We start from the raw sequence: 20946 nt of genomic DNA, 5'->3' as shown, positions 1-20946 counted from the left end.
ATCCTGGGTAGTTCAGAAATGTCCCACGGGCAGCGGCGAAAACTCTGATGTGTAGGAGCGAGCTTGCTCGCGATGGTCCTTAACGATGACACGTGCTTCCTGGATGCACGCGGTGTTCTTTAGTCCATCGCGAGCAAGCTCGCTCCTACAGGGAATATTGTGTTCACACCGTCACGGCTTCAACGGCTCAACCTTCCTCGTCAACAACTCCACAAACGCCCTCGCCATCGGCGATTTCTGATCCTTGCGCTGCACCAGCCACACCGCCGACACCGCCGCCGGGTCGAGCAAAGGTCGGTAGACCACGCCATCTATGCGCATCCGCTGGTAGGACGCCGGCAACACCGAGACACCGAGCCCCGCCGCCACCAAGCCGATGATGGTCATCGCCTCGCCGGCCTCCTGGGCGAAGTGCGGGCTGAAACCGGCGTCGCGGGCCAGGCTGAGGAGTTGTGCGTACAGACCACTGCCGTAGCTGCGCGGGAAAAACACGAAAGGCTCCAGGGCAAGGGCCGACAGGAACAAGCCTTCTTCACTGTCCTTGACCAACGGGTGCTTGGCGCTGAGCACCGCCACCAGCGGTTCGCGCATCAGCTCTACCACACTCAGGCAATCCGGCAGGCCCAATGGCCGCATGATGCCGACCTCGATCGATTCGTCCACCAGCGCATCGGCCACTTGGGTGCTGCTCATTTCCCGCAGGTTCAGGTGCACTGCCGGGAAACGCTGGCGAAACGAGAAAATCGCCTGGGGAATGGTCGAGTTGAACGGTGCAGACGAGGTGAAACCGATTTTCAATTCACCCAACTCACCGAGCTGGGCCCGTCGGGCGACATCCGCCGCTTTGTCGACCTGGGCCAGCACCAGCCGCGCCTCTTCGAGAAACAGCCGACCGGCCTCGCTCAGCTCGACCCGACGATTGGTACGTTCGAACAATCGCGCCCCGACCTCCTGCTCCAGTGCCTGAATCTGCTGGCTCAGCGGTGGTTGCGAGATGCCCAGCACCTGTGCGGCGCGGCCGAAGTGCAGTTCTTCGGCGACGGCGATGAAGTAGCGCAGATGACGCAATTCCATGAAATTCCCATTAGGTCGTAGAAGCTATCAAACAGGTCGAACAATATATTGGATTGAATCATTAGCCAGCTATATGCTTTTTTCATTGCCTGACCGGCTGCGCCCCTCCGAGGTCCAACGTGAAAACTGCTGTCGCCCCACTTGCCCATGAAGTTCCACCTGCCGTACAGGACGATGTCGTCGCTGAACTCAAGGAGATCTACATCGAAAAAGGCACGCCGGCGTTCATGCGCACGGTGCTGGCGTTGTTCTGCGGCGGCTTCGCGACCTTTGCCCTGCTGTACTGCGTGCAGCCGATGATGCCGCTGTTGTCCCACGAATATTCGATCAACGCCGCACAGAGCAGCCTGATCCTGTCAGTGGCCACCGGCATGCTCGCCATCGGCCTGCTGATCACCGGTCCGATCTCCGACCGTGTGGGGCGCAAACCGGTGATGGTCGCGGCATTGTTTGCCGCCGCTCTGTGCACCATCGCCAGTTCGATGATGCCCAGCTGGCACGGTGTGCTGCTGATGCGTGCGCTGATTGGCTTGTCGCTGAGCGGTCTGGCGGCGGTGGCCATGACCTACCTGAGCGAAGAAATTCACCCGCAACACATCGGCCTGGCGATGGGCCTGTACATCGGCGGCAACGCCATCGGCGGGATGAGCGGGCGACTGATTACCGGGGTGTTGATCGATTTCGTCAGTTGGCACACGGCCATGCTGGTGATCGGTGGCCTGGCGCTGATCGCAGCGGCGGTGTTCTGGAGAATCCTCCCGGAATCACGCAACTTCCGCGCCCGCTCGTTGCACCCGCGCAGCCTGCTTGACGGCTTCACCATGCACTTTCGCGACGCTGGCCTACCGCTGCTGTTTCTCGAAGCCTTCGTGTTGATGGGCGCGTTCGTCACGCTGTTCAACTACATCGGCTATCGCCTGCTGGCCGAGCCGTACCACATGGAGCAGGCCTTCGTCGGGCTGCTGTCGGTGGTGTACCTGTCGGGTATCTACAGTTCGGCGAAAATCGGCTCGCTGGCCGACAAACTCGGCCGCCGCAAAGTGCTCTGGAGCACCATCGTGCTGATGCTCGCCGGCCTTGCCCTGACGATGTTCACAGCGCTGCCGCTGGTGATCTTCGGCATGCTGGTGTTCACCTTCGGCTTCTTCGGCGCCCACTCGGTGGCCAGCAGCTGGATCGGCCGCCGCGCCACCCTGGCCAAGGGCCAGGCCTCGTCGCTGTACCTGTTCAGCTACTACGCCGGGTCGAGCATTGCCGGCACGGCGGGCGGGGTGTTCTGGCACCTGGGCGGCTGGAACGGCATCGGTTTGTTCATCGGCGGTTTGTTGGTGGTAGCGCTGCTGGTGGCGCTGAAACTGGCGAAGTTGCCGCCGTTGCCGGGCGCCGGCGCGACTATCTGAGCACCAGCCGCGCCTCGAGCACCGCGTCACGCTTTTCCAGGGTCAGCGATTGCAGCGCAATACCGTCACGTTCGATGCCGTCCAGCCATGGCAGCAATGTCATGGCGTCGCCGCTGACGGTCAGGCGCAGCAGGTCGTTGTCGCTGTTCATCTGCTGCAACTCAAGCCCCGCCGTGGCCGCGCTTTCGCTGATGCGCAACGACAGGGGCTGATCGACCGGGCCGGGTACATGGCTGCGCGGTTGCGCCTGTTGCAGTCGGGCCGCCAGCGCCAGTTGCTGTTGATACTGACGCTCGGCCGTTATCAGTCGTTGTTGCGTCGGCTGCCAGACCAGACTGAACGCCGCGACACTCAGGACAAACACACTCAGTCCCCCCAGCAGTCGCTGCTCTCGAATGGACAGACGCTGCCAGCGTTGCAACGTCGCCGCTTTGAACTCGCTGGGTTTCATGCCTCTTGCTCCACCGTCAGCGTCGCCTGCACCCGGTTTTGGTCCTTGCTCGCGTTGTCGATCCGTATGGGCGTTCCTTGTTGCCGCCCCCGCTCGCGCAACAACTCCAGTTCGGCAAAGCTGTTGGCGGTCAGCTGGATTTTCCAGCCGTCGCCCTGGCGAAACTCGATGCGCTGGACGTCGACCGGACTGGCGCCAATGACGTGTTCGACCAGTTTGACCAGGCCGGCGATACGGCTGACCTCTGGCGCCGTACCCTGGTTTTGCAGGGCGCCGAGCTGGGCCGCCAGGTCGACGATGCGTGTCTGCTGCGAATAAAGCGCCTTGAACTGCTGTTCGTTACGACTGTAAAGTTCACGGCCCTGGCTTTCGAGAAAGTGGATTCGCGCTTCACTGGCCCCCCAGTTCAGCGCCAACAACAGTGCCATGGCCAACCCGCCGAGACGCCAGGGCAGACGTTTGCGTTGCCGGGCAAAATCACCGTGCAGCAGATTGATGGCCTGTGGCGACGCCAGGGTCAGCCATTGATCCGCATCGCCCATCTCCTGCCGCTCGTCATGCCACTCAATATCGATGGGCAACCCCGGTTTAAGCAGTGTCAGCCCATCCTCCGTCAACGTCAGACGAGCGGGCAAACCGCCACCGAGCATCCAGCGGCCGAACCACCAGACGCCGAGCGCCTGGTCCTGGGGCAACCGGTCGGCATCGACGAAGACTGAACGCACTTCAATGCCCGCCTCCTTCAACAGCTGAAGCACGGCGGCGAAGCGTTCGCGGTCGATCACCATTACCGGATAACTCCCTTGCGGGTCGCGAGCGCCGACGCTCAGGTGCAGTTTTTCCAGCGGTTCCCCCAGTTGCTCCTCAACGGCGAAGGCGATGGCTTGTGCAGCGGGTCGACGCCTGGCGGGCCAGGGCTCGCTGCGCACCCAACTGCAGAGTTCCATGGGTAACAACAAGTCGACCGCCTGCTCCTGGAGCGCCTGCGCGGCCTGGTTCAACGGCTGGAGTTGGCGTTGGCCGGTCGACGACCAGACACAACAGGGCCAGTCGAGCGACGGCGCGGCCAGGCCTTCGGCCGTCAAGTAGAGCCAGGTTTTCATGGGATTATCTCGTGGGTATTCGACGGCAGCACACGCCGTTGCAAGATCTTCAGTTGGCGTGTTTTGGGATCGCGTTCGACGTCGGTGGCCAGGCGCAAACGGCTTTGCCCTTGGGTTACCTGGACCGTGATCCGGTACCAGCGGCTATCGATGCCCAGGCCGTGGCTGCTCAAGCCCAAACCTTCAAGCATCGGGTCTTGGGTGAAGGCCTGAACGCTCGGCCAAGGCGTTGTCGAGCGCTGACGCAGCAATGCGGTTACCGTTGCCGCGTCGAGGCCATCGATTGAGCGCAAGACTATTTCCGGGGCCGTATTGATATTCAGCGCGGCTTCTTTGGGCAAGGTGGCGATCCAAGGTTCCAGCCGACGCAACCGTTCACCGTCGATACCCGGCAGCAGGCGCAGTTGACTCACTTCTCGCAACGCGCCCACTTGCTCCAATGGCAATGCAGGCAATTCGAGCATCTCCAGCAAGCGATGCCAGCGATTGAGCGTGACCTGATCAATCTGGCCCTGAATCAACAGGGCATTGACGTTGAAACGCCCGGCCAGGTCCTCGACCGCCACCCGTACGTGGGTGTCTTCAATCTCGTAACCACGGACCGTTGCCCAATCCTGAGTCAGGTCGACCGTGGTCTCTGAGGTTTGCCCGGCGTCCTGCAACCGCAGCAACGTCCAGGTTTCGTTGGCCAGGGCGAGTTGCTTCAAGTGCATCTGCTGCAGCTGCTGAGCGCTGCTTTGCAGCAACAGCCGATGGCTGCGCAGCACCCCGCCGATGATCAACAGGGCCAGACTCATGACCAGCAAGACACTGATCAAGGCCACACCACGCTGCTTCGCCCTCATGGCCAGGCCCCCGGCAGCAACAGCACCCGGCGGATCGACTCGAAGCGCCCTGTCGACAGTTGCAGTTCCAGCGCCAGCGGCGCATCGACCGCCTGGCCGGTCGGCCAATCGCTGCGCCAACCGGCCTGGCGATCAAACAGGCGCCAGCTCAAGTGCCGGACATCATCGAGCAGTTTTTGCCGTTGCACGATCGGCGTGCCCTCGCCTTGGCTGTCGCGCCATAGCGCTGTGTTTTCGAGGCGATAGGTCAGCGCTTGTCGTTCGCTGCGCGCTTGATCCAGCGGGTTGCGCCAGTTGCCGCGCTGCACTTGCAGCTGCGTTTGCTCAAGCCTGATCGGGTGTTCGGTGACGTGCAGCAGATCGCGCTCGATCACCGCCACGGCGCGTTGCAGGCTCCTGAATTCAGCTTCATGGGCCATGGTGCTGCGCTGAACGCGCACTACCCCATCGAACAGCGTCCAGCTGGCCAGCCCCAACAGGGCGAAGATCGCCAAGACGATCACCAACTCCAGCAAGGTGAACCCGGCCTGCTTATTCATGGCGATTGGGTATCCAGCCACTGGCGCGGTGCAGCACTTGCTCGCGACCGGCAAGGCTGATCTCGATATCGACTTCCAACAGACGCGGGTCGCTGCCGGCGCGGGCGCGCTGACGGACGACCCAGTCACGACCATCCATGCGCACAAGCCGTTGCAGCGGCCCAATGGCCGGCGTCGATTGCAGGCGCCATTCGGCCAAAGCGTTGTCCGCCACCCAGGCCGCCAACAGGCGCTCTTCGACCACCGCAGCCTGCTTCACGACGTACTGACCAGCCGACAGAACGGCCGTTGCCAGGGTGGCGAATATCGCCAGGGCCACCATGATTTCCAGCAGGGTGAATCCGTCCATGCGAGGCATGATCGACGGCCTAGCCATCGATCACCACCTCACTGATACCGTCGCTGGACAGGCTCAACCAGGCCCTGCCCCTGGTCTCGAACGTCAGGGTGAAGGTGCTGGTTTCATCGCTGCTGAGCATCAGCAATTGCGGGGGACCTTCGTCGGCGCCGAGGCTCACGGAATAACCGTCGTGTTTCAGGCGCAGGCGCAGATTGTCGGGCCAACGATAAAAGGCCGACACCGGCTCCCAGCCGCGCACGCCGAGCCGCATCGCCCGATAGCCATCGGCACTCAGGCGCACACCGTGTTCCTGGCTTTCGAGCACCGCCTGTTGGCGTAGCTGTCGAATCAGGCCCGCGAGCGCATCCGCTTCCTGCCTGGCCTGACGCGCCGGGTTCATGCCGGTAGCGAAACTCACCATGCCCACCAGCACGCCGATCAATACGATCACGATCATCAATTCCAGCAAGGTAAACCCCCGACAGCGACGTGGCATGGCTCACTCACCCCAGTTGCCGATGTCAGCCGCATGCCCTTCGCCACCGACCACGCCGTCGGAACCCAGGGAGTACAGGTCATAGCCGCCATTGGCCGATTTCACACCGGGGTTGAGGTACTGATAGGGCGTGCTCCAGGGATCGACAGGCAGACTTTTCAGGTAGCCCTGAGGGTTCCAGTTCCGCGCGGCCGGCTGCCCGGACGGACGCTTGACCAAGGCTTCCAGCCCTTGCTGGGTCGAGGGGTAGTGGAAATTGTCGAGGCGATACATTTCCAGGGCGGTGGCAATGGCCTGGATATCGACTTTGGCGGCGGTGACCTTGGCTTGATCGGGGCGGCTCATGAACTGCGGCACCACGATGGCCCCGAGAATGCCGATGATGACCACCACCACCATGATTTCGATCAGGGTAAAACCGCGCTGGAAGGTTCTGCGATGTAGGGCGTTCAAGGTCAATTCACCAATTGGTTGAGGCTGAGAATCGGAAGCAGGATGGCCAGCACGATGAGCAGCACGACGCCGCCCATCAGCACGAGCATGGCGGGTTCGAACAGGCTCACCACCAGGGCGATACGCGCTGCCAGGCTGCTTTCCTGTTGTTCGGCGGCGCGGGCCAGCATGCGGTCGAGTTCGCCGGCCCGTTCGCCACTGGCGATCATGTGCAGCATCATCGGCGGGATGTCGCCGCTCAGTTCCAGGCCACGGGTCAGGGTCCCGCCTTCGCGGACCGAGCGGGCCACGTCGGCCATGCGTGCGCGAATGGTCAGGTTGCCGATGACGGCGGCGGCGATTTCCAGGGCGTCGACCAGCGGCACTGCACTTTTACCGAGGATGGCCAGGGTGCTGGCGAACCGCGCGGCTTCCATTGCCCGCAACACTTCGCCGATCACCGGCAGGTTCAGCATCAGGCGATGCCAACGCAGCTGCCAGGTCGGCTGACGCAGGCTCCAACGCCAGAAACCAACCACCATCGCGATCACGCCGAGCAACGTCAGGCCGTGGCTGCGCAGTCCGTCACTGGCGCTGATCAGCGCTCGGGTCAGCCACGGCAATGCCTGACCGCTGTCGACAAAAATCTTCACCACGTCCGGCACCACGTAACCGAGCAGAAAACCGACGATCAGCACGCTGGCCAGCATCAGAATCGCCGGGTAGACCAAGGCCATCTGGATCTTTTGCCGCGAGGCCTGGCGGGCCTGGGTGTACGCGGCCAGTTGCTCCAGCACATGGCCCAGATGACCGGAGCGCTCACCTGCGGCGACCGTGGCGCGGAACAGTTCGGGGAAGGCCTTGGGAAATTGAGCCAACGCCGTGGCCAGCGCATGCCCCTCCATCACTCGACTTCTGACGGCCGATAACAGCCCCGCCACCCGACGCTTGGCACTTTGTTTGGCCACCGCATCGAGGGCTTCCTCCAGCGGCAGACCCGCCTGGACCAACGTAGAGAGTTGCAGCGTCAGCAATGCCAGGTCGGCGGCACTCAAGCGGCCGCTGCCAAGGGACGACTTCGTGCCCCCAGCGACCCGGATTTCACTCACATCACGGGGCCACAAGCCGCGCTCGCGTAACAACTGCCGGGCATGTCGAGGGCTGTCAGCCTCCAGCCGCCCCTTGCAAGGGCGGCCCTGGGCGTCGTCGGCGCGGTAATCGAAAGTCGGCATGCCTTAGTCCTCCCGAGTCACACGCAGTAACTCGTCGAGGCTGGTCAGGCCGTCGATCACCCGTTGCCGACCGTCCTGAAACAGACTGAGCGACGCCTTGCGCGCCTCGCCGAGCAATGCCTGCTCGCTGCCCCCCTGATGAATCAGCGCAGAAATGGCTGGCGTCACACTGATCAATTCGTAGATGCCGATGCGCCCGCGATAGCCGTGCTGGCACTGTTCACAGCCCACGGCCCGGAATAACTGCAAGGGCGCCGTCGCGTCATACCCCAGCCGCCGGCGGGTCGCTGCATCTGCGCGGTAAGGCGTCTTGCAATGCGGACACAAGGCGCGCAGCAGGCGTTGGGCCAGAATGCCCACCAACGAAGACGCCAGCAGGTAGGCGTCGACGCCCATGTCCACCAGCCGCGTGACCGCGCCGACCGCGCTGTTGGTGTGCAATGTCGAGAGCACGAGATGACCGGTGAGCGAGGCTTGCACGGCGATTTGCGCCGTCTCGCGATCACGGATTTCGCCGACCATCACCACGTCCGGGTCCTGGCGCAGGATCGCCCGCAAACCGCGGGCGAAGGTCATGTCCACCTTCGGATTGACCGGCATCTGGCCGACGCCCGGCAGGTGATATTCGATGGGGTCTTCGACGGTGAGGATGTTGCGCGTCTGGTCGTTCAGGCTGCTCAACGCCGCGTACAGACTGGTGGTTTTGCCGGAACCGGTGGGCCCGGTGACCAGCAGGATGCCATGGGGTTTGCCGAGCAGTTCGCGCAGGGCCGCCAGCGTACTGTCCGGCATGCCCAGGCGCGGCAATTCGAGGCGCCCGGCCTGTTTGTCGAGCAGGCGCAATACCACTCGCTCACCGTGCGCCGATGGCAGGGTCGAGACCCGCACATCCACTTCATGCCCGGCCAGCCGCAGGGCCATGCGGCCATCCTGGGGCACGCGCTTTTCAGCGATATCCAGCCGCGCCATGACCTTGATCCGCGACACCAGCAGGGTCGCCAGTTCACGCCGTGGCCGGAGCATTTCGCGCAATTGCCCGTCGACGCGCATGCGCACCGACAGGTACTGCTCGAAGGTTTCCAGGTGCACATCCGAGGCCTTTTCGCGTACGGCTTCGCTGAGCAGCGCGTTGATCAGGCGAATGATCGGCGCATCGCCCTGCTGCTCCAGCAAATCGGCGGTTTGCGGCACCTGATCCACCAGGCTGAGCAAGTCCAGGTCGTCATCCAGTCCTTGGGCGACCTGTTCCGCCGCGCTCTGGCCTTCGCGGTACGCCGCCGCCAGACGTTCGGCAAATACTGGCGGTGGCAACAGTCGCAGCGGCAGTTCCCGAGCGCATAGCCGCTGCGCTTCGGCCAGCGCGGTGAGTGGCGTATCGGCACGCAGCGCCAGCCCCCACTCGTCACCGTCGCGCTCCAGCAAGACGCCGAAACGCCGGGCGAAACCGAACGGCAGCGGCTGGAAATCATCGCTCACGCCGGTCATGGCGTACTCGTCGCAGGCTTGCGCAGATCGAACAGCGGCGCGTCGGAAACCGGTTCGAACAACTGACGCGCATCGGCCGGCAACAGCAACGAGTTGTTGCCCTGCGCCCCACGCTGACTCAAGTCATGCAGCGCGTTGTAACGCTGCCGGCTGACTTCAACCAGGTCTTCCTTGCTGCGCACGATGGTCGGTCGCAAGAACACCATCAGGTTGCTTTTGGTCTGGGTTTCCCGGTTCCAGCGAAACAGTGCGCCGAGGTAGGGAATGTCGCGCAGCAGCGGCACACCGCTTTTCTGTGTGCGCACGCTGTCGCGGATCAGGCCGCCTATCACGATGATTTCGCCGTCGTCGGCCAGGATGGTGCTCTTGAGCGCTCGTTTGTTGGTGATCAGGTCCGAAGAGTCGATGCCCGATACCGAGGGCGCGATGTCGGAGACTTCCTGCTCGACTTCCAGGCGCAAGGTCGAGCCTTCATTGATGTACGGCTTGATCTTCAGGCTGATGCCCACGTCCTTGCGTTCGACCGTGGTGAACGGGTTATCCGCGCCGCTGCTGTTGGTGGCGTAGGAACCGGTTTTGAACGGCACGTTCTGGCCGACGATGATTTCCGCTTCCTGGTTGTCCAGCGTCAACAGGCTCGGCGTGGACAGCAGGTTGCTGCGGGTGTTGCTGGCCAGCGCGGAAATCAATGCGCCGAAACGGTCGCTTCCCAGACGCAATAGCGCACCTTCGGGCGCTGATTTTTTCTCGTCGAACGTCAGGCCGCTGACAATGGGAATGTCGGTGCCGGGGAAGTTGATGAAGCCTTTGGCATCACCGGTATTCAAACCCCACTGCACACCCACGGCTTCGGCGATGTCGCCGGAGATTTCGACGATGGCCGCGTGGATCAGCACCTGTGCCCGTGGTTGATCCAACTGACGCACGATGCTTTCGATGGTCCTGACCTGCGCCGGCTCGGCGATCAACACCAGCGCGTTCTGGCTTTCATCGGCCTTGATCATGAACGTCGCACCGGAGGCCGTTTCTTTGCTGCCGCTCAGGGTCGGCGCGGCTTTGCGGCCCTGGCCCAGGGTTTCCAGAATTTCTGCCAGCTGCCTGGCGTCGCTGTGGCGCAGGCGGATCACCCGGGCGTTGTCAGGCAGCTCGGTGGCCGGAATGTCGAGACGGCGCGCCAGATCGGCCAGGCGTTGGCGAACGGCGGTCGGGCCAATGAGTATCAGGCGATTGGTTCGGCTATCGGCCAGCACCTGGATCGGCATATCGACAGTCCGCTTGCCCAGAGAGGCCTCCATGACCGGAGCCACGTCGCTGGCCAGGGCATGACGCAGTTGAACCACCGCATGCAGGCTGTTCTTTCCGGCATCCAGTTGCCGCACCACTTCGACAATTCGGTGCACATTGGCGGTCGTGTCCGTGATCACCAGCGCATTGGTCGATGCCGAAGGGCCGACATAGCCGTTGACCGACACCAGGGGCCGGACCAGGCCGGCAATATCGTTGGCGCTGCTGGTGTTCAGCTCGATGACCCGGGTGACGAATTGCGAAGCCGTGGCATTTTTTGCCGAGCCGCTGGCGCGGGTCCTGGCCTCGGTCACCGGCGTGATGAGGATCCGGTCGCCCTCGTCGATCACCGTGAAGTTGTGGGCGTCCAACACCGAGTAGAACAACCGGCGAACGCCCTCACGGTCGAGGGCCTGCCGGGACATCACCGTGATACGCCCGGAAACCCTGGGGTCCAGAACCACGGTGGTGCCGAGAATGGATGAGATTTCTTCGACAATGTCGCGCAGCTCGGCGTTGTTCATCGCCAACTGCCACTTTTCTTCCGCGGCCTGAAGTGCACCGGCAAGAGGCGCCGTCGCCAAAGCGACAACGAGAAACATGGAACGCAAGGCTTGCGCGCCAGTGAAGCTGTTCATGGGCTTGATCACTCTGACGGCCCGGCAATCGGGCGTAGATAACGCGTAGAAATAACGGAAGGCTGTGCATCGACGGACGATTCGAATGGGCGCAGCAATCGCGCGGCAGGTGGTTGCAGCATCAACCGCTCCTCGCGCCCCTTGTTCCACAACACCACTTGATTGGCCTCGACGCGGCGCAGAACACTGCCACCGGGCAAGCGATCGCCCACTTGATACATGCGCGAGCCTTGGGCATCGGCCAGCAAGGCACGGGACAGGCCACTGCTGACGACGAAGCTGGCCTGCAGGGTCAGCGGTTCGGCACTGGCGAGCAGCGCGGTTTGGGTCGTCAAGCCGAGCACGGTGGCCACAGCGGTGGCATCGAGAGCATGACCGAGGGTGGCGGGTGCTGGCGTTATGGTGGTCACTGTCAGGGGTGGCCGAGCGAAGAGTTCACGAAAGCGCCACTCCTGCCATGCCAGAAACACGGCGTAGCCCACCGGCAAAAGCAATAGGCCAACGTTGCGCAGGCGCCAGCCGAAACGGGTAACCGTCATCAGTGAAAACGTCACGACTGGTTCACTTGATTTTCCAACGGAAGAGTGAGCCTTCAGACGACCCTCAGGAGGTCGCCTGAAGTACGGCGGCGGGACTTAGAGCTTGTTCCACGCCATGTGCCAGTGCGCACCTACGCCAGGCTCATAGCCGTTGGCGGACGGGCTGAATTGCTTGCAGTAGCCCGACTCCGGGAACGGCTTGCATTCAAAGACTTCGTTGGTCTTTGGCTGCAGCACTTTGGTGCCGGCGGTGTAGCCGCTGATGCCTTCCGGGAACACGAAGTCATAGTCGGCACCGGCGCCTTCACCGGTCAGCTGGGTGGACTGGGTGTCCTGGCGAGTGGTCCGGCCATCCAGGGTGGTGCCCACCAGTGTCAGGGTGTGTTTGCCCGGGTTGCTGCGCACATCCAGGGTCAGCGATGTCGAACCGCTGTCGACCTGTGCCGAAGTGGAGCCGACCAGCTTGTTGTGCTCGTCGTGCAGGGTCGCCTCGACGTTCATCTTGCGGTTGGAAATCATGCTGAACTCGACCTTGGCCTGGCCTTTGTCCAGTACGTATTCCGCCTGCTGTGACGCCACCGACATGCGCGCGGCAGTGTCTTCCCTCATGTCCAGCTGCACTTCGTAGCGGATGACGCCGCTTTCTTTCTGCGCATACAGGCTGTTGTTGCCCTTGACCGGCTCAATCGCGCCGTTTTCATCGCGAACGCCAGCCCGGACCTGTGTGTGAGCCTTGTTGATAGCCTCGGCCAGCTTGAACGACCAATTGTTTGGCGAACCTTCTTCGGCGTTATCGATAGAGATTTCAACGCTGTAGTTCGAGCTCTCGCCGTTGGCGGAGAAGGCACGGGCCTTGACCTTGTCACCCGCCAGCAATGAGGTCGAAGGCGCGATGCTGCCCACGGAAGACCAGCCGCCCGGCAACTCGGCCTCGGCAATGATGTTCACGTCCGCTGCGTTGTAGAACGCCGCATCGGTGTCACCGACGGTCCAGATCGCCAGAATCACGTGGTGGCCGGTTTTGTCGGCGGGGATGTTGCAATTGTGCTTGTCGGTGTTTGACGGCTTCTGATTGCCGCCGTCGATGGTGCAGAACGGCGTGCTTTCGAAGGTGGCGCGTTTCAGCGCTTCGTTCGGGTTCCAGTTGTTGCGGGTAATGAAGTACTCGTGCTTGGTGGCCGGGTGTACGGCCGTGTAATGCCATTGGAAATCGATGTTGCGATCCTTGATTTCCGTCAGGTGCCAACGCGTGGCGGACTGAGCGTCCATGGCAGAGAACAGCGAGTGACCGCCACTCGCGATCTTGCCGTCGACGGGGCCCTGCAAAGGAGCACCGCCGACACCGGCCGGGAAGCCCTTGAAGGTTTCGCCAACACTTTGTGGCTCGTATTGCGCACCGCCACAGTTGGTGTTCAAGCCTTTCTGGCAAGCCAGTGCACGGGAAGGCGGTACTTCCAGATAGCCGTGAGCGGAGGCACTTTGAGACGCCAACATTGCCGATAACAGGATCATTGAGGAGGTGCAGGCAGCCAACGCACTTCCCTTATAAGACGTATTTTTCATCAAATGAATTCCAGACTACTTATCGAAGATCAAGACGCGCAGAACAGGCGCCGATTTTTGCGACATTGCTCAGCGAGGGGCTGGGCAAGGGTCCGAAACCTTACTTGGATAAATTCGTTTGCTATGTAGGGAAAATCGCTGCTTAACGCAGGATCAGTCTCTATAAGCCTCTGTCCGACAAAGAATGAAAAAGCTCTTACAAGAAACGCCCCCTCACTAAACGCAAAGTTGAAAGACATAAAAAAAGCCTGTCCGGCACCAGGCCGGACAGGCTTCTGATCATTGCAGAATCAGTTACTCGTGATACTGCGCCGACAACTCATGCACCGCGCGCAGGAAGGCACCCGCGTGTTCCGGGTCGACTTCCGGCGTGATGCCATGACCGAGGTTGAACACGTGACCACTGCCCTTGCCATAGCTTGCGAGAATGCGCCCGACTTCGGCGCGGATCGCCTCTGGCTTGGCGTAGAGCACGGTCGGGTCCATGTTGCCCTGCAGTGCGACTTTGCTGCCGACACGCTCACGGGCGTTGCCGATGTCGCAGGTCCAGTCCAGGCCCAATGCATCGGCGCCGGCATCGGCAATGCTTTCCAGCCACAGGCCACCGTTCTTGGTGAACAGGATCACCGGCACCTTGCGACCTTCGTGCTCGCGGATCAGGCCGCTGACGATTTTGCGCATGTAGGCCAGGGAGAATTCCTGATAGGCCGCCGCCGACAGGTTGCCGCCCCAGGTGTCGAAGATCTGCACCGCTTGCGCACCGGCCATGATCTGGCCGTTGAGGTAGCTGGTGACCGACTGCGCCAGCTTGTCCAGCAGCAGGTGCATGGCTTGCGGGTTGTCGTAGAGCATGGCTTTGGTCTTGCGGAAGTCTTTCGACGAGCCGCCTTCGACCATGTAAGTCGCCAGGGTCCATGGGCTGCCGGAGAAACCGATCAGCGGCACACGGCCGTTCAGTTCGCGGCGGATGGTGCTGACCGCGTCCATCACGTAGCCCAGGTCTTTCTGCGGATCGGGAATCGGCAGGGCTTCGATGTCGGCCAGGGTGCTGACGACTTTCTTGAAGCGCGGACCTTCGCCGGTTTCGAAGTACAGGCCTTGGCCCATGGCATCGGGGATGGTCAGGATGTCGGAAAAGAGGATCGCCGCATCCAGTTGTGGATAACGATCGAGCGGTTGCATCGTGACTTCGCAAGCGAACGACGGGTTCATGCACAGGCTCATGAAATCGCCGGCCTTGGCACGGCTGGCGCGGTACTCCGGCAGGTAGCGACCGGCCTGACGCATCATCCACACGGGCGTGACGTCTACGGGTTGCTTGAGCAGGGCGCGAAGGAAACGGTCGTTCTTCAGGGCAGTCATGTCGGCATCCGGAAAAAAAGTGCGGGCATTTTCTCAGAGCCGGGCGCAAAAGGCACGGATGCAGGTCAGCCTTTTGTCTATCGGGTCAATTTGTCGCAATGAAATGCAGGCTTTGCAGCAGCACAAAACACTGTGGGAGCTGGCTTGCCGGCGATGCAGACACTTCGGTTTGTCAGGTAGACCGAGGTGATGCTATCGCTGGCAAGCCAGCTCCCACAGGTATTGCAGTGCTGTGTCTAACGCAGCTTAGACGCCCAGGTAATCCAGGATCCCTTCAGCCGCAGTGCGGCCTTCGAAGATCGCCGTCACCACCAGGTCGGAACCGCGGACCATATCGCCACCGGCGAAGATCTTCGGGTTGCTGGTCTGGTGTTTGTACTGGCCTTGTTCCGGGGCCACTACGCGGCCCTGGCTGTCGGTCTGGATGCTGAACTGTTCGAACCACGGCGCCGGGCTCGGACGGAAACCGAAGGCGATGACCACGGCATCGGCCGGGATGATCTCTTCGGAGCCCGGGATCGGCTCAGGGCTGCGACGGCCACGGGCGTCCGGTTCGCCGAGACGGGTCTCGACCACTTTCACGCCTTCGACCTTGTCTTCGCCGACGATGGCGATCGGCTGGCGGTTGTAGAGGAATTTCACCCCTTCTTCCTTGGCGTTCTTCACCTCTTTGCGCGAGCCCGGCATGTTCGCTTCGTCACGACGATAGGCACAGGTCACCGACTTGGCGCCCTGGCGGATCGACGTACGGTTGCAGTCCATCGCCGTGTCACCACCGCCCAGTACCACGACCTTCTTGCCCTTCATGTCGACGAAATCTTCCGGCGACTTTTCAAAGCCCAGGTTGCGGTTGACGTTGGCGATCAGGAAGTCCAGCGCGTCATACACGCCCGGCAGGTCCTCACCGGCAAAGCCGCCCTTCATGTAGGTGTAGGTGCCCATGCCCATGAAGACCGCATCGTATTCTTCGAGCAGTTGCTCCATGGTGATGTCCTTGCCCACCTCGGTGTTGAGGCGGAACTGGATGCCCATGCCGGTGAACACTTCGCGGCGATTGCTCAGCACGGTCTTTTCCAGCTTGAACTCGGGGATACCGAAGGTCAGCAGACCGCCGATTTCCGGGTTCTTGTCGAACACCACCGGGGTCACGCCACCGCGCACCAGCACGTCGGCACAACCCAGGCCCGCCGGGCCCGCACCGATGATCGCGACACGCTTGCCGGTCGGCTTGACCTTGGACATGTCCGGGCGCCAACCCATGGCGAACGCGGTGTCGGTGATGTACTTCTCCACCGAACCGATGGTCACCGCGCCGAAGCCGTCGTTGAGGGTGCAGGCACCCTCGCACAGACGATCCTGCGGGCACACCCGGCCGCAAACTTCCGGCAGGGTGTTGGTCTGGTGCGACAGCTCGGCGGCCTGGAGGATGTTGCCCTCGGCCACCAGTTTCAGCCAGTTGGGAATGAAGTTGTGCACCGGGCACTTCCATTCGCAATACGGGTTGCCGCAACCCAGGCAGCGGTGGGCCTGGTCGGCCGACTGCTGGGGTTTGAACGGTTCGTAGATTTCCACGAACTCTTTCTTGCGTTGACGCAACAGTTTCTTCTTCGGATCCTTGCGCCCGACCTCGATGAACTGGAAGTCATTATTCAGACGTTCAGCCATTGTTAAAACCTCATCAAACTCTTCAGGCGCATATCACTGCGGGTTGGCACGGGTGCTGGAAAGCAACGATTTCAGGGAGGCAGCCTTGGGCTTGACCAACCAGAAACGGCGCACGTAATCGTCGAGGTTTTCGGCGAGTTCACGACCCCACTCGCTGTCGGTTTCCTCGACGTACTCGTTCAGCACGCGCTGCAGGTGGCTGCGGTAGGCTTCCATCGCCTCGCCGCTGATCCGCTGGATTTCCACCAGTTCGTGGTTGACCCGGTCAACGAAGGTGTTGTCCTGGTCGAGCACGTAGGCGAAACCACCGGTCATGCCAGAGCCGAAGTTGTAACCGGTCTTGCCCAGTACACAGACGAAACCACCGGTCATGTACTCGCAGCAGTGATCGCCAGTGCCTTCCACGACGGTGTGGGCACCGGAGTTACGCACGGCGAAACGCTCACCCGCGGTGCCGGCGGCGAACAGCTTGCCGCCGGTGGCGCCGTACAGGCAGGTGTTGCCGATGATGGCACTGTCCTGGGTCTTGTAGACGCTGCCCTTCGGCGGAACGATGACCAGCTTGCCACCGGTCATGCCTTTGCCGACGTAGTCGTTGGCATCGCCTTCCAGGTACATGTTCAGGCCGCCGGCGTTCCACACGCCGAAGCTCTGACCGGCAGTCCCTTTGAAACGGAACGTGATCGGTGCATTGGCCATGCCCTGGTTGCCGTGCTTGCGGGCGATTTCACCGGAGATCCGCGCGCCGATGGAACGGTCGCAGTTGCAGATATCCAGGGCGAACTCGGCGCCGCTCAGGTCGTTGATCGCCGAGGTGGCCATGTCGACCATTTTCTCGGCCAGCAGGCCCTTGTCGAACGGCGGGTTACGGTCAACGCCACAGAACTGAGGCTTGTCAGCCGGCACGTGATCGCTGCCGAGCAACGGGGTCAGGTCCAGGTGATGCTGCTTGGCGGTCTGCCCTTCGATGATTTCCAGCAGATCGGTACGGCCGATCAGCTCTTCGAGGGAGCGCACACCCAGTTTGGCCAGCCACTCACGGGTTTCTTCGGCGACGTAGGTGAAGAAGTTGACCACCATGTCGACGGTGCCGATGTAGTGATCCTTGCGCAGCTTCTCGTTCTGGGTCGCAACGCCGGTGGCGCAGTTGTTCAGGTGGCAGATGCGCAGGTATTTGCAGCCCAGGGCGATCATCGGCGCGGTGCCGAAGCCGAAGCTTTCAGCGCCGAGGATGGCCGCCTTGATCACGTCGAGGCCGGTTTTCAGGCCGCCATCGGTCTGTACCCGGACTTTGCCGCGCAGGTCGTTGCCGCGCAGGGTCTGGTGGGTTTCGGCCAGGCCGAGTTCCCACGGGGCGCCCGCGTATTTGATCGAGGTCAGCGGCGATGCACCGGTACCGCCGTCGTAGCCGGAGATGGTGATCAAGTCCGCGTAGGCCTTGGCCACACCGGCGGCGATGGTGCCGACGCCCGCTTCAGCCACCAGCTTCACCGAAACCAGCGCCTTCGGGTTGACTTGTTTGAGGTCGAAAATCAGCTGCGACAAGTCTTCGATCGAGTAGATGTCGTGGTGCGGCGGCGGCGAAATCAGGGTCACGCCCGGCACTGCATAACGCAGCTTGGCGATCAGACCGTTGACCTTGCCGCCCGGCAGTTGACCGCCCTCGCCCGGCTTGGCGCCCTGGGCAACCTTGATCTGCAGCACTTCGGCATTGACCAGGTATTCCGGGGTCACACCAAAACGGCCAGTGGCGACCTGCTTGATTTTCGAGCTCTTGATGGTGCCGTAGCGCGCCGGGTCTTCGCCGCCTTCGCCGGAGTTGGAACGCGCACCAAGGCGGTTCATGGCTTCGGCCAGGGCTTCGTGAGCCTCCGGCGACAGGGCACCCAGCGAGATACCCGCGGAGTCGAAGCGCTTGAGCACCGATTCCAGCGGTTCGATTTCGCTGATGTCCAGCGGCTTGTCGAGGGTTTTGACTTTCAGCAGGTCGCGGATCATCGACACCGGACGGTTGTCCACCAGCGACGTGTATTCCTTGAACTTGCTGTAGTCGCCCTGCTGCACGGCGGCTTGCAGGGTGTTGACCACGTCCGGGTTGTAGGCGTGATATTCGCCACCGTGGACGAACTTCAGCAGGCCGCCTTGCTGGATCGGCTTGCGCGGGCTCCAGGCTTCGGTGGCCAGGGCCTTCTGCTCGGCTTCGATATCGACGAAACGCGCACCCTTGATGCGGCTTGGCACGCCACGGAAGCTCAGGTTGCAGACTTCCTCGGACAGGCCGATGGCTTCGAACAACTGCGCACCACGGTACGACGTGATGGTCGAGATACCCATCTTCGACAGGATCTTGAGCAGGCCCTTGGTGATGCCTTTGCGGTAGTTCTTGAACACCTCGTAGAGGTCGCCCAGCACTTCACCGGTACGGATCAAGTCACCCAGCACTTCATAAGCCAGGAACGGATAAACGGCAGAGGCACCGAAACCGATCAACACGGCGAAGTGATGCGGGTCACGGGCGGTCGCGGTTTCCACCAGGATGTTGGAGTCGCAACGCAGGCCTTTTTCGGTCAGGCGATGGTGCACCGCGCCAGTGGCCAGGGAAGCGTGGATCGGCAGCTTGCCCGGGGCGATGTGACGGTCACTCAGCACGACCTGGGTACGACCGGCGCGCACGGCTTCTTCAGCCTGATCGGCAACGTTGCGGATCGCCGCTTCGAGGCCGACGCTTTCGTCGTAGTTCAGATCGATGATCGCGCGCTCGAAGCCCGGACGATCGAGGTTCATCAGCGAGCGCCACTTGGCCGGGGAAATGACCGGCGAGCTGAGGATCACGCGCGAGGCGTGTTCCGGCGACTCCTGGAAAATGTTGCGCTCGGCACCGAGGCAGATTTCCAGCGACATGACGATGGCTTCACGCAGCGGGTCGATCGGCGGGTTGGTCACCTGCGCGAACTGCTGGCGGAAATAGTCGTACGGCGTGCGCACGCGCTGGGACAGCACGGCCATCGGCGTATCGTCGCCCATGGAGCCCACGGCTTCGTAGCCTTGCTCGCCGAGCGGACGCAGCACCTGGTCGCGCTCTTCGAACGTGACCTGGTACATCTTCATGTATTGCTTGAGCTGATCGACGTCGTAGAACGCCGAACCGTGGTCGTTGTCTTCCATGGTCGCCTGGATGCGCAGGGCGTTCTTGCGCAGCCATTGCTTGTACGGATGACGAGACTTCAGGCGGTTGTCGATGGCATCGGTGTCGAGGATCTGACCGGTTTCGGTGTCCACGGCAAAGATCTGGCCTGGGCCCACACGGCCCTTGGCGATCACGTCTTCAGGCTGGTAGTTCCAGACGCCGATTTCCGAGGCCAGGGTGATGAAGCCGTTCTTGGTGGTGACCCAGCGCGCCGGACGCAGACCGTTACGGTCGAGCAGGCACACCGCGTAGCGACCATCGGTCATGACCACGCCGGCCGGGCCGTCCCACGGCTCCATGTGCATCGAGTTGTATTCGTAGAATGCACGCAGATCCGGGTCCATGGTCTCGACGTTCTGCCACGCTGGCGGAATGATCATCCGCACGCCACGGAACAGGTCGATGCCACCGGTGACCATCAGTTCGAGCATGTTGTCCATGCTGGAGGAGTCGGAACCAACGCGGTTGACCAGCGGGCCGAGTTCTTCCAGGTCCATCAGATCGTTGGTGAACTTGGTGCGACGGGCCACGGCCCAGTTGCGGTTGCCGGTGATGGTGTTGATCTCGCCGTTGTGCGCCAGGAAGCGGAACGGTTGGGCCAGCGGCCATTTCGGCAGGGTGTTGGTGGAGAAGCGCTGGTGGAACACGCAAATCGAGGTTTGCAGGCGCTCATCGCTCAGGTCCGGATAGAAGGCGGTCAAGTCCGCCGGCATCATCAGGCCTTTATAAATGATGGTCTTGTGGGAAAAGCTGCAGACGTAGTGATCGACGTCGGCGGCGTTGGCCACGGACGAGCGACGACGGGAGGTGAACAGCTTGACGGCCATGTCCTGGTCGCTCAGGCCTTCACCGCCGATGAACACCTGCTCGATCTGCGGCAGACGCTCAAGGGCCAGGCGGCCGAGGACGCTGGTGTCGATCGGCACTTTGCGCCAGCCGACCAGCTGCAGGCCGGCGGCCAGGATCTCGCGGTTCATGTTCTCGCGAGCGGCTTCGGCTTTGACCGGGTCCTGGTTGAAGAAGACCATGCCCACGGCATATTGCTTGGGCAGGTCGACGCCGAACGTTTCCTGGGCGATGGCTCGCAGGAACACGTCCGGCTTTTGAATCAGCAGACCGCAACCGTCACCGGTCTTGCCGTCGGCATTAATCCCACCGCGGTGGGTCATGCAGGTCAGGGCCTCGATGGCCGTTTGCAATAGGGTATGACTGGGCTCGCCCTGCATGTGGGCTATCAGGCCGAAACCGCAGTTATCCTTGAATTCATCTGGTTGGTACAGACCTGCTTTCATAGACACTTTCTCACCAGGC

General features: G+C 62.1%; 17 protein-coding genes. 1 reads left to right on the top strand and 16 read right to left on the bottom strand.

Features of this window, described 5'->3' with window-relative positions; all coding sequences use genetic code 11:
- Positions 1–171: 171 nt before the first annotated feature.
- Entirely contained in the window at positions 172–1074 is a 903-nt protein-coding gene (locus ACGJAX_RS08045; protein ID WP_090328284.1) for a LysR family transcriptional regulator, read from the bottom strand.
- 119 nt (positions 1075–1193) lie between these two features.
- Here ACGJAX_RS08045 and ACGJAX_RS08040 point away from each other — a divergent pair, with 119 nt between their 5' ends.
- Positions 1194–2474 (top strand): MFS transporter, encoded by a 1281-nt coding sequence (locus tag ACGJAX_RS08040; RefSeq protein ID WP_390958285.1) that lies wholly within the window; start codon positions 1194–1196, stop codon positions 2472–2474.
- Here ACGJAX_RS08040 and gspM read toward each other — a convergent pair.
- The 15 genes from gspM to gltB form a co-directional block, all read right to left on the bottom strand.
- Entirely contained in the window at positions 2467–2925 is a 459-nt protein-coding gene (gene gspM, locus ACGJAX_RS08035) for a type II secretion system protein GspM (RefSeq protein ID WP_390958283.1), read from the bottom strand. The two genes, ACGJAX_RS08040 and gspM, sit on opposite strands and share 8 nt — an antisense overlap.
- Entirely contained in the window at positions 2922–4028 is a 1107-nt protein-coding gene (gene gspL, locus ACGJAX_RS08030) for a type II secretion system protein GspL (protein WP_390958281.1), read from the bottom strand. Before gspL ends, gspM begins: the two co-directional genes overlap by 4 nt.
- Positions 4025–4873, bottom strand: coding sequence for a type II secretion system protein GspK (locus ACGJAX_RS08025; protein WP_390958278.1), 849 nt, complete (start codon positions 4871–4873; stop codon positions 4025–4027). Before ACGJAX_RS08025 ends, gspL begins: the two co-directional genes overlap by 4 nt.
- Entirely contained in the window at positions 4870–5412 is a 543-nt protein-coding gene (gspJ, locus tag ACGJAX_RS08020; protein ID WP_390958276.1) for a type II secretion system minor pseudopilin GspJ, read from the bottom strand. Before gspJ ends, ACGJAX_RS08025 begins: the two co-directional genes overlap by 4 nt.
- Positions 5405–5788, bottom strand: a complete 384-nt coding sequence (gene gspI / locus ACGJAX_RS08015; RefSeq protein ID WP_390958274.1) for a type II secretion system minor pseudopilin GspI — start codon at positions 5786–5788, stop codon at positions 5405–5407. The genes gspJ and gspI overlap by 8 nt, the downstream gene beginning before the upstream one ends.
- On the bottom strand, positions 5781–6248 hold the full coding sequence (gspH, locus tag ACGJAX_RS08010) for a type II secretion system minor pseudopilin GspH (protein ID WP_390958272.1): 468 nt from the start codon (positions 6246–6248) through the stop codon (positions 5781–5783). Before gspH ends, gspI begins: the two co-directional genes overlap by 8 nt.
- 3 nt (positions 6249–6251) lie before the next feature.
- On the bottom strand, positions 6252–6647 hold the full coding sequence (gene gspG, locus ACGJAX_RS08005) for a type II secretion system major pseudopilin GspG (RefSeq protein WP_247257874.1): 396 nt from the start codon (positions 6645–6647) through the stop codon (positions 6252–6254).
- Between the two features lie 56 nt (positions 6648–6703).
- On the bottom strand, positions 6704–7912 hold the full coding sequence (gene gspF, locus ACGJAX_RS08000) for a type II secretion system inner membrane protein GspF (protein WP_390958270.1): 1209 nt from the start codon (positions 7910–7912) through the stop codon (positions 6704–6706).
- 3 nt (positions 7913–7915) lie between these two features.
- On the bottom strand, positions 7916–9397 hold the full coding sequence (gene gspE, locus ACGJAX_RS07995; RefSeq protein ID WP_390958268.1) for a type II secretion system ATPase GspE: 1482 nt from the start codon (positions 9395–9397) through the stop codon (positions 7916–7918).
- Positions 9394–11319, bottom strand: a complete 1926-nt coding sequence (gene gspD, locus ACGJAX_RS07990) for a type II secretion system secretin GspD (protein WP_390958266.1) — start codon at positions 11317–11319, stop codon at positions 9394–9396. The genes gspE and gspD overlap by 4 nt, the downstream gene beginning before the upstream one ends.
- Positions 11320–11327: 8 nt before the next feature.
- Positions 11328–11858: a type II secretion system protein N gene (locus tag ACGJAX_RS07985; RefSeq protein ID WP_390958264.1), complete on the bottom strand. Its 531-nt coding sequence runs from the start codon at positions 11856–11858 to the stop codon at positions 11328–11330.
- A 96-nt stretch (positions 11859–11954) separates the two neighbouring features.
- Positions 11955–13421, bottom strand: coding sequence for an N-acetylglucosamine-binding protein GbpA (gene gbpA, locus ACGJAX_RS07980; protein WP_390958262.1), 1467 nt, complete (start codon positions 13419–13421; stop codon positions 11955–11957).
- Between the two features lie 294 nt (positions 13422–13715).
- Positions 13716–14783, bottom strand: coding sequence for a uroporphyrinogen decarboxylase (gene hemE / locus ACGJAX_RS07975; RefSeq protein ID WP_090328253.1), 1068 nt, complete (start codon positions 14781–14783; stop codon positions 13716–13718).
- Between the two features lie 246 nt (positions 14784–15029).
- Positions 15030–16448, bottom strand: coding sequence for an FAD-dependent oxidoreductase (locus tag ACGJAX_RS07970; protein ID WP_090328250.1), 1419 nt, complete (start codon positions 16446–16448; stop codon positions 15030–15032).
- A gap of 33 nt (positions 16449–16481) precedes the next feature.
- A complete protein-coding gene (gltB, locus tag ACGJAX_RS07965) occupies positions 16482–20927 on the bottom strand; it encodes a glutamate synthase large subunit (RefSeq protein WP_090328247.1) in 4446 nt (1481 codons plus the stop codon).
- Positions 20928–20946: the final 19 nt, after the last annotated feature.

It is taken from the genome of Pseudomonas moorei, assembly GCF_042846945.1.
GTDB lineage: Bacteria > Pseudomonadota > Gammaproteobacteria > Pseudomonadales > Pseudomonadaceae > Aquipseudomonas > Aquipseudomonas moorei.
The sequence above is the reverse complement of the archived record's forward strand: the minus strand, read 5'-3'. Positions and strand labels throughout refer to the sequence as shown.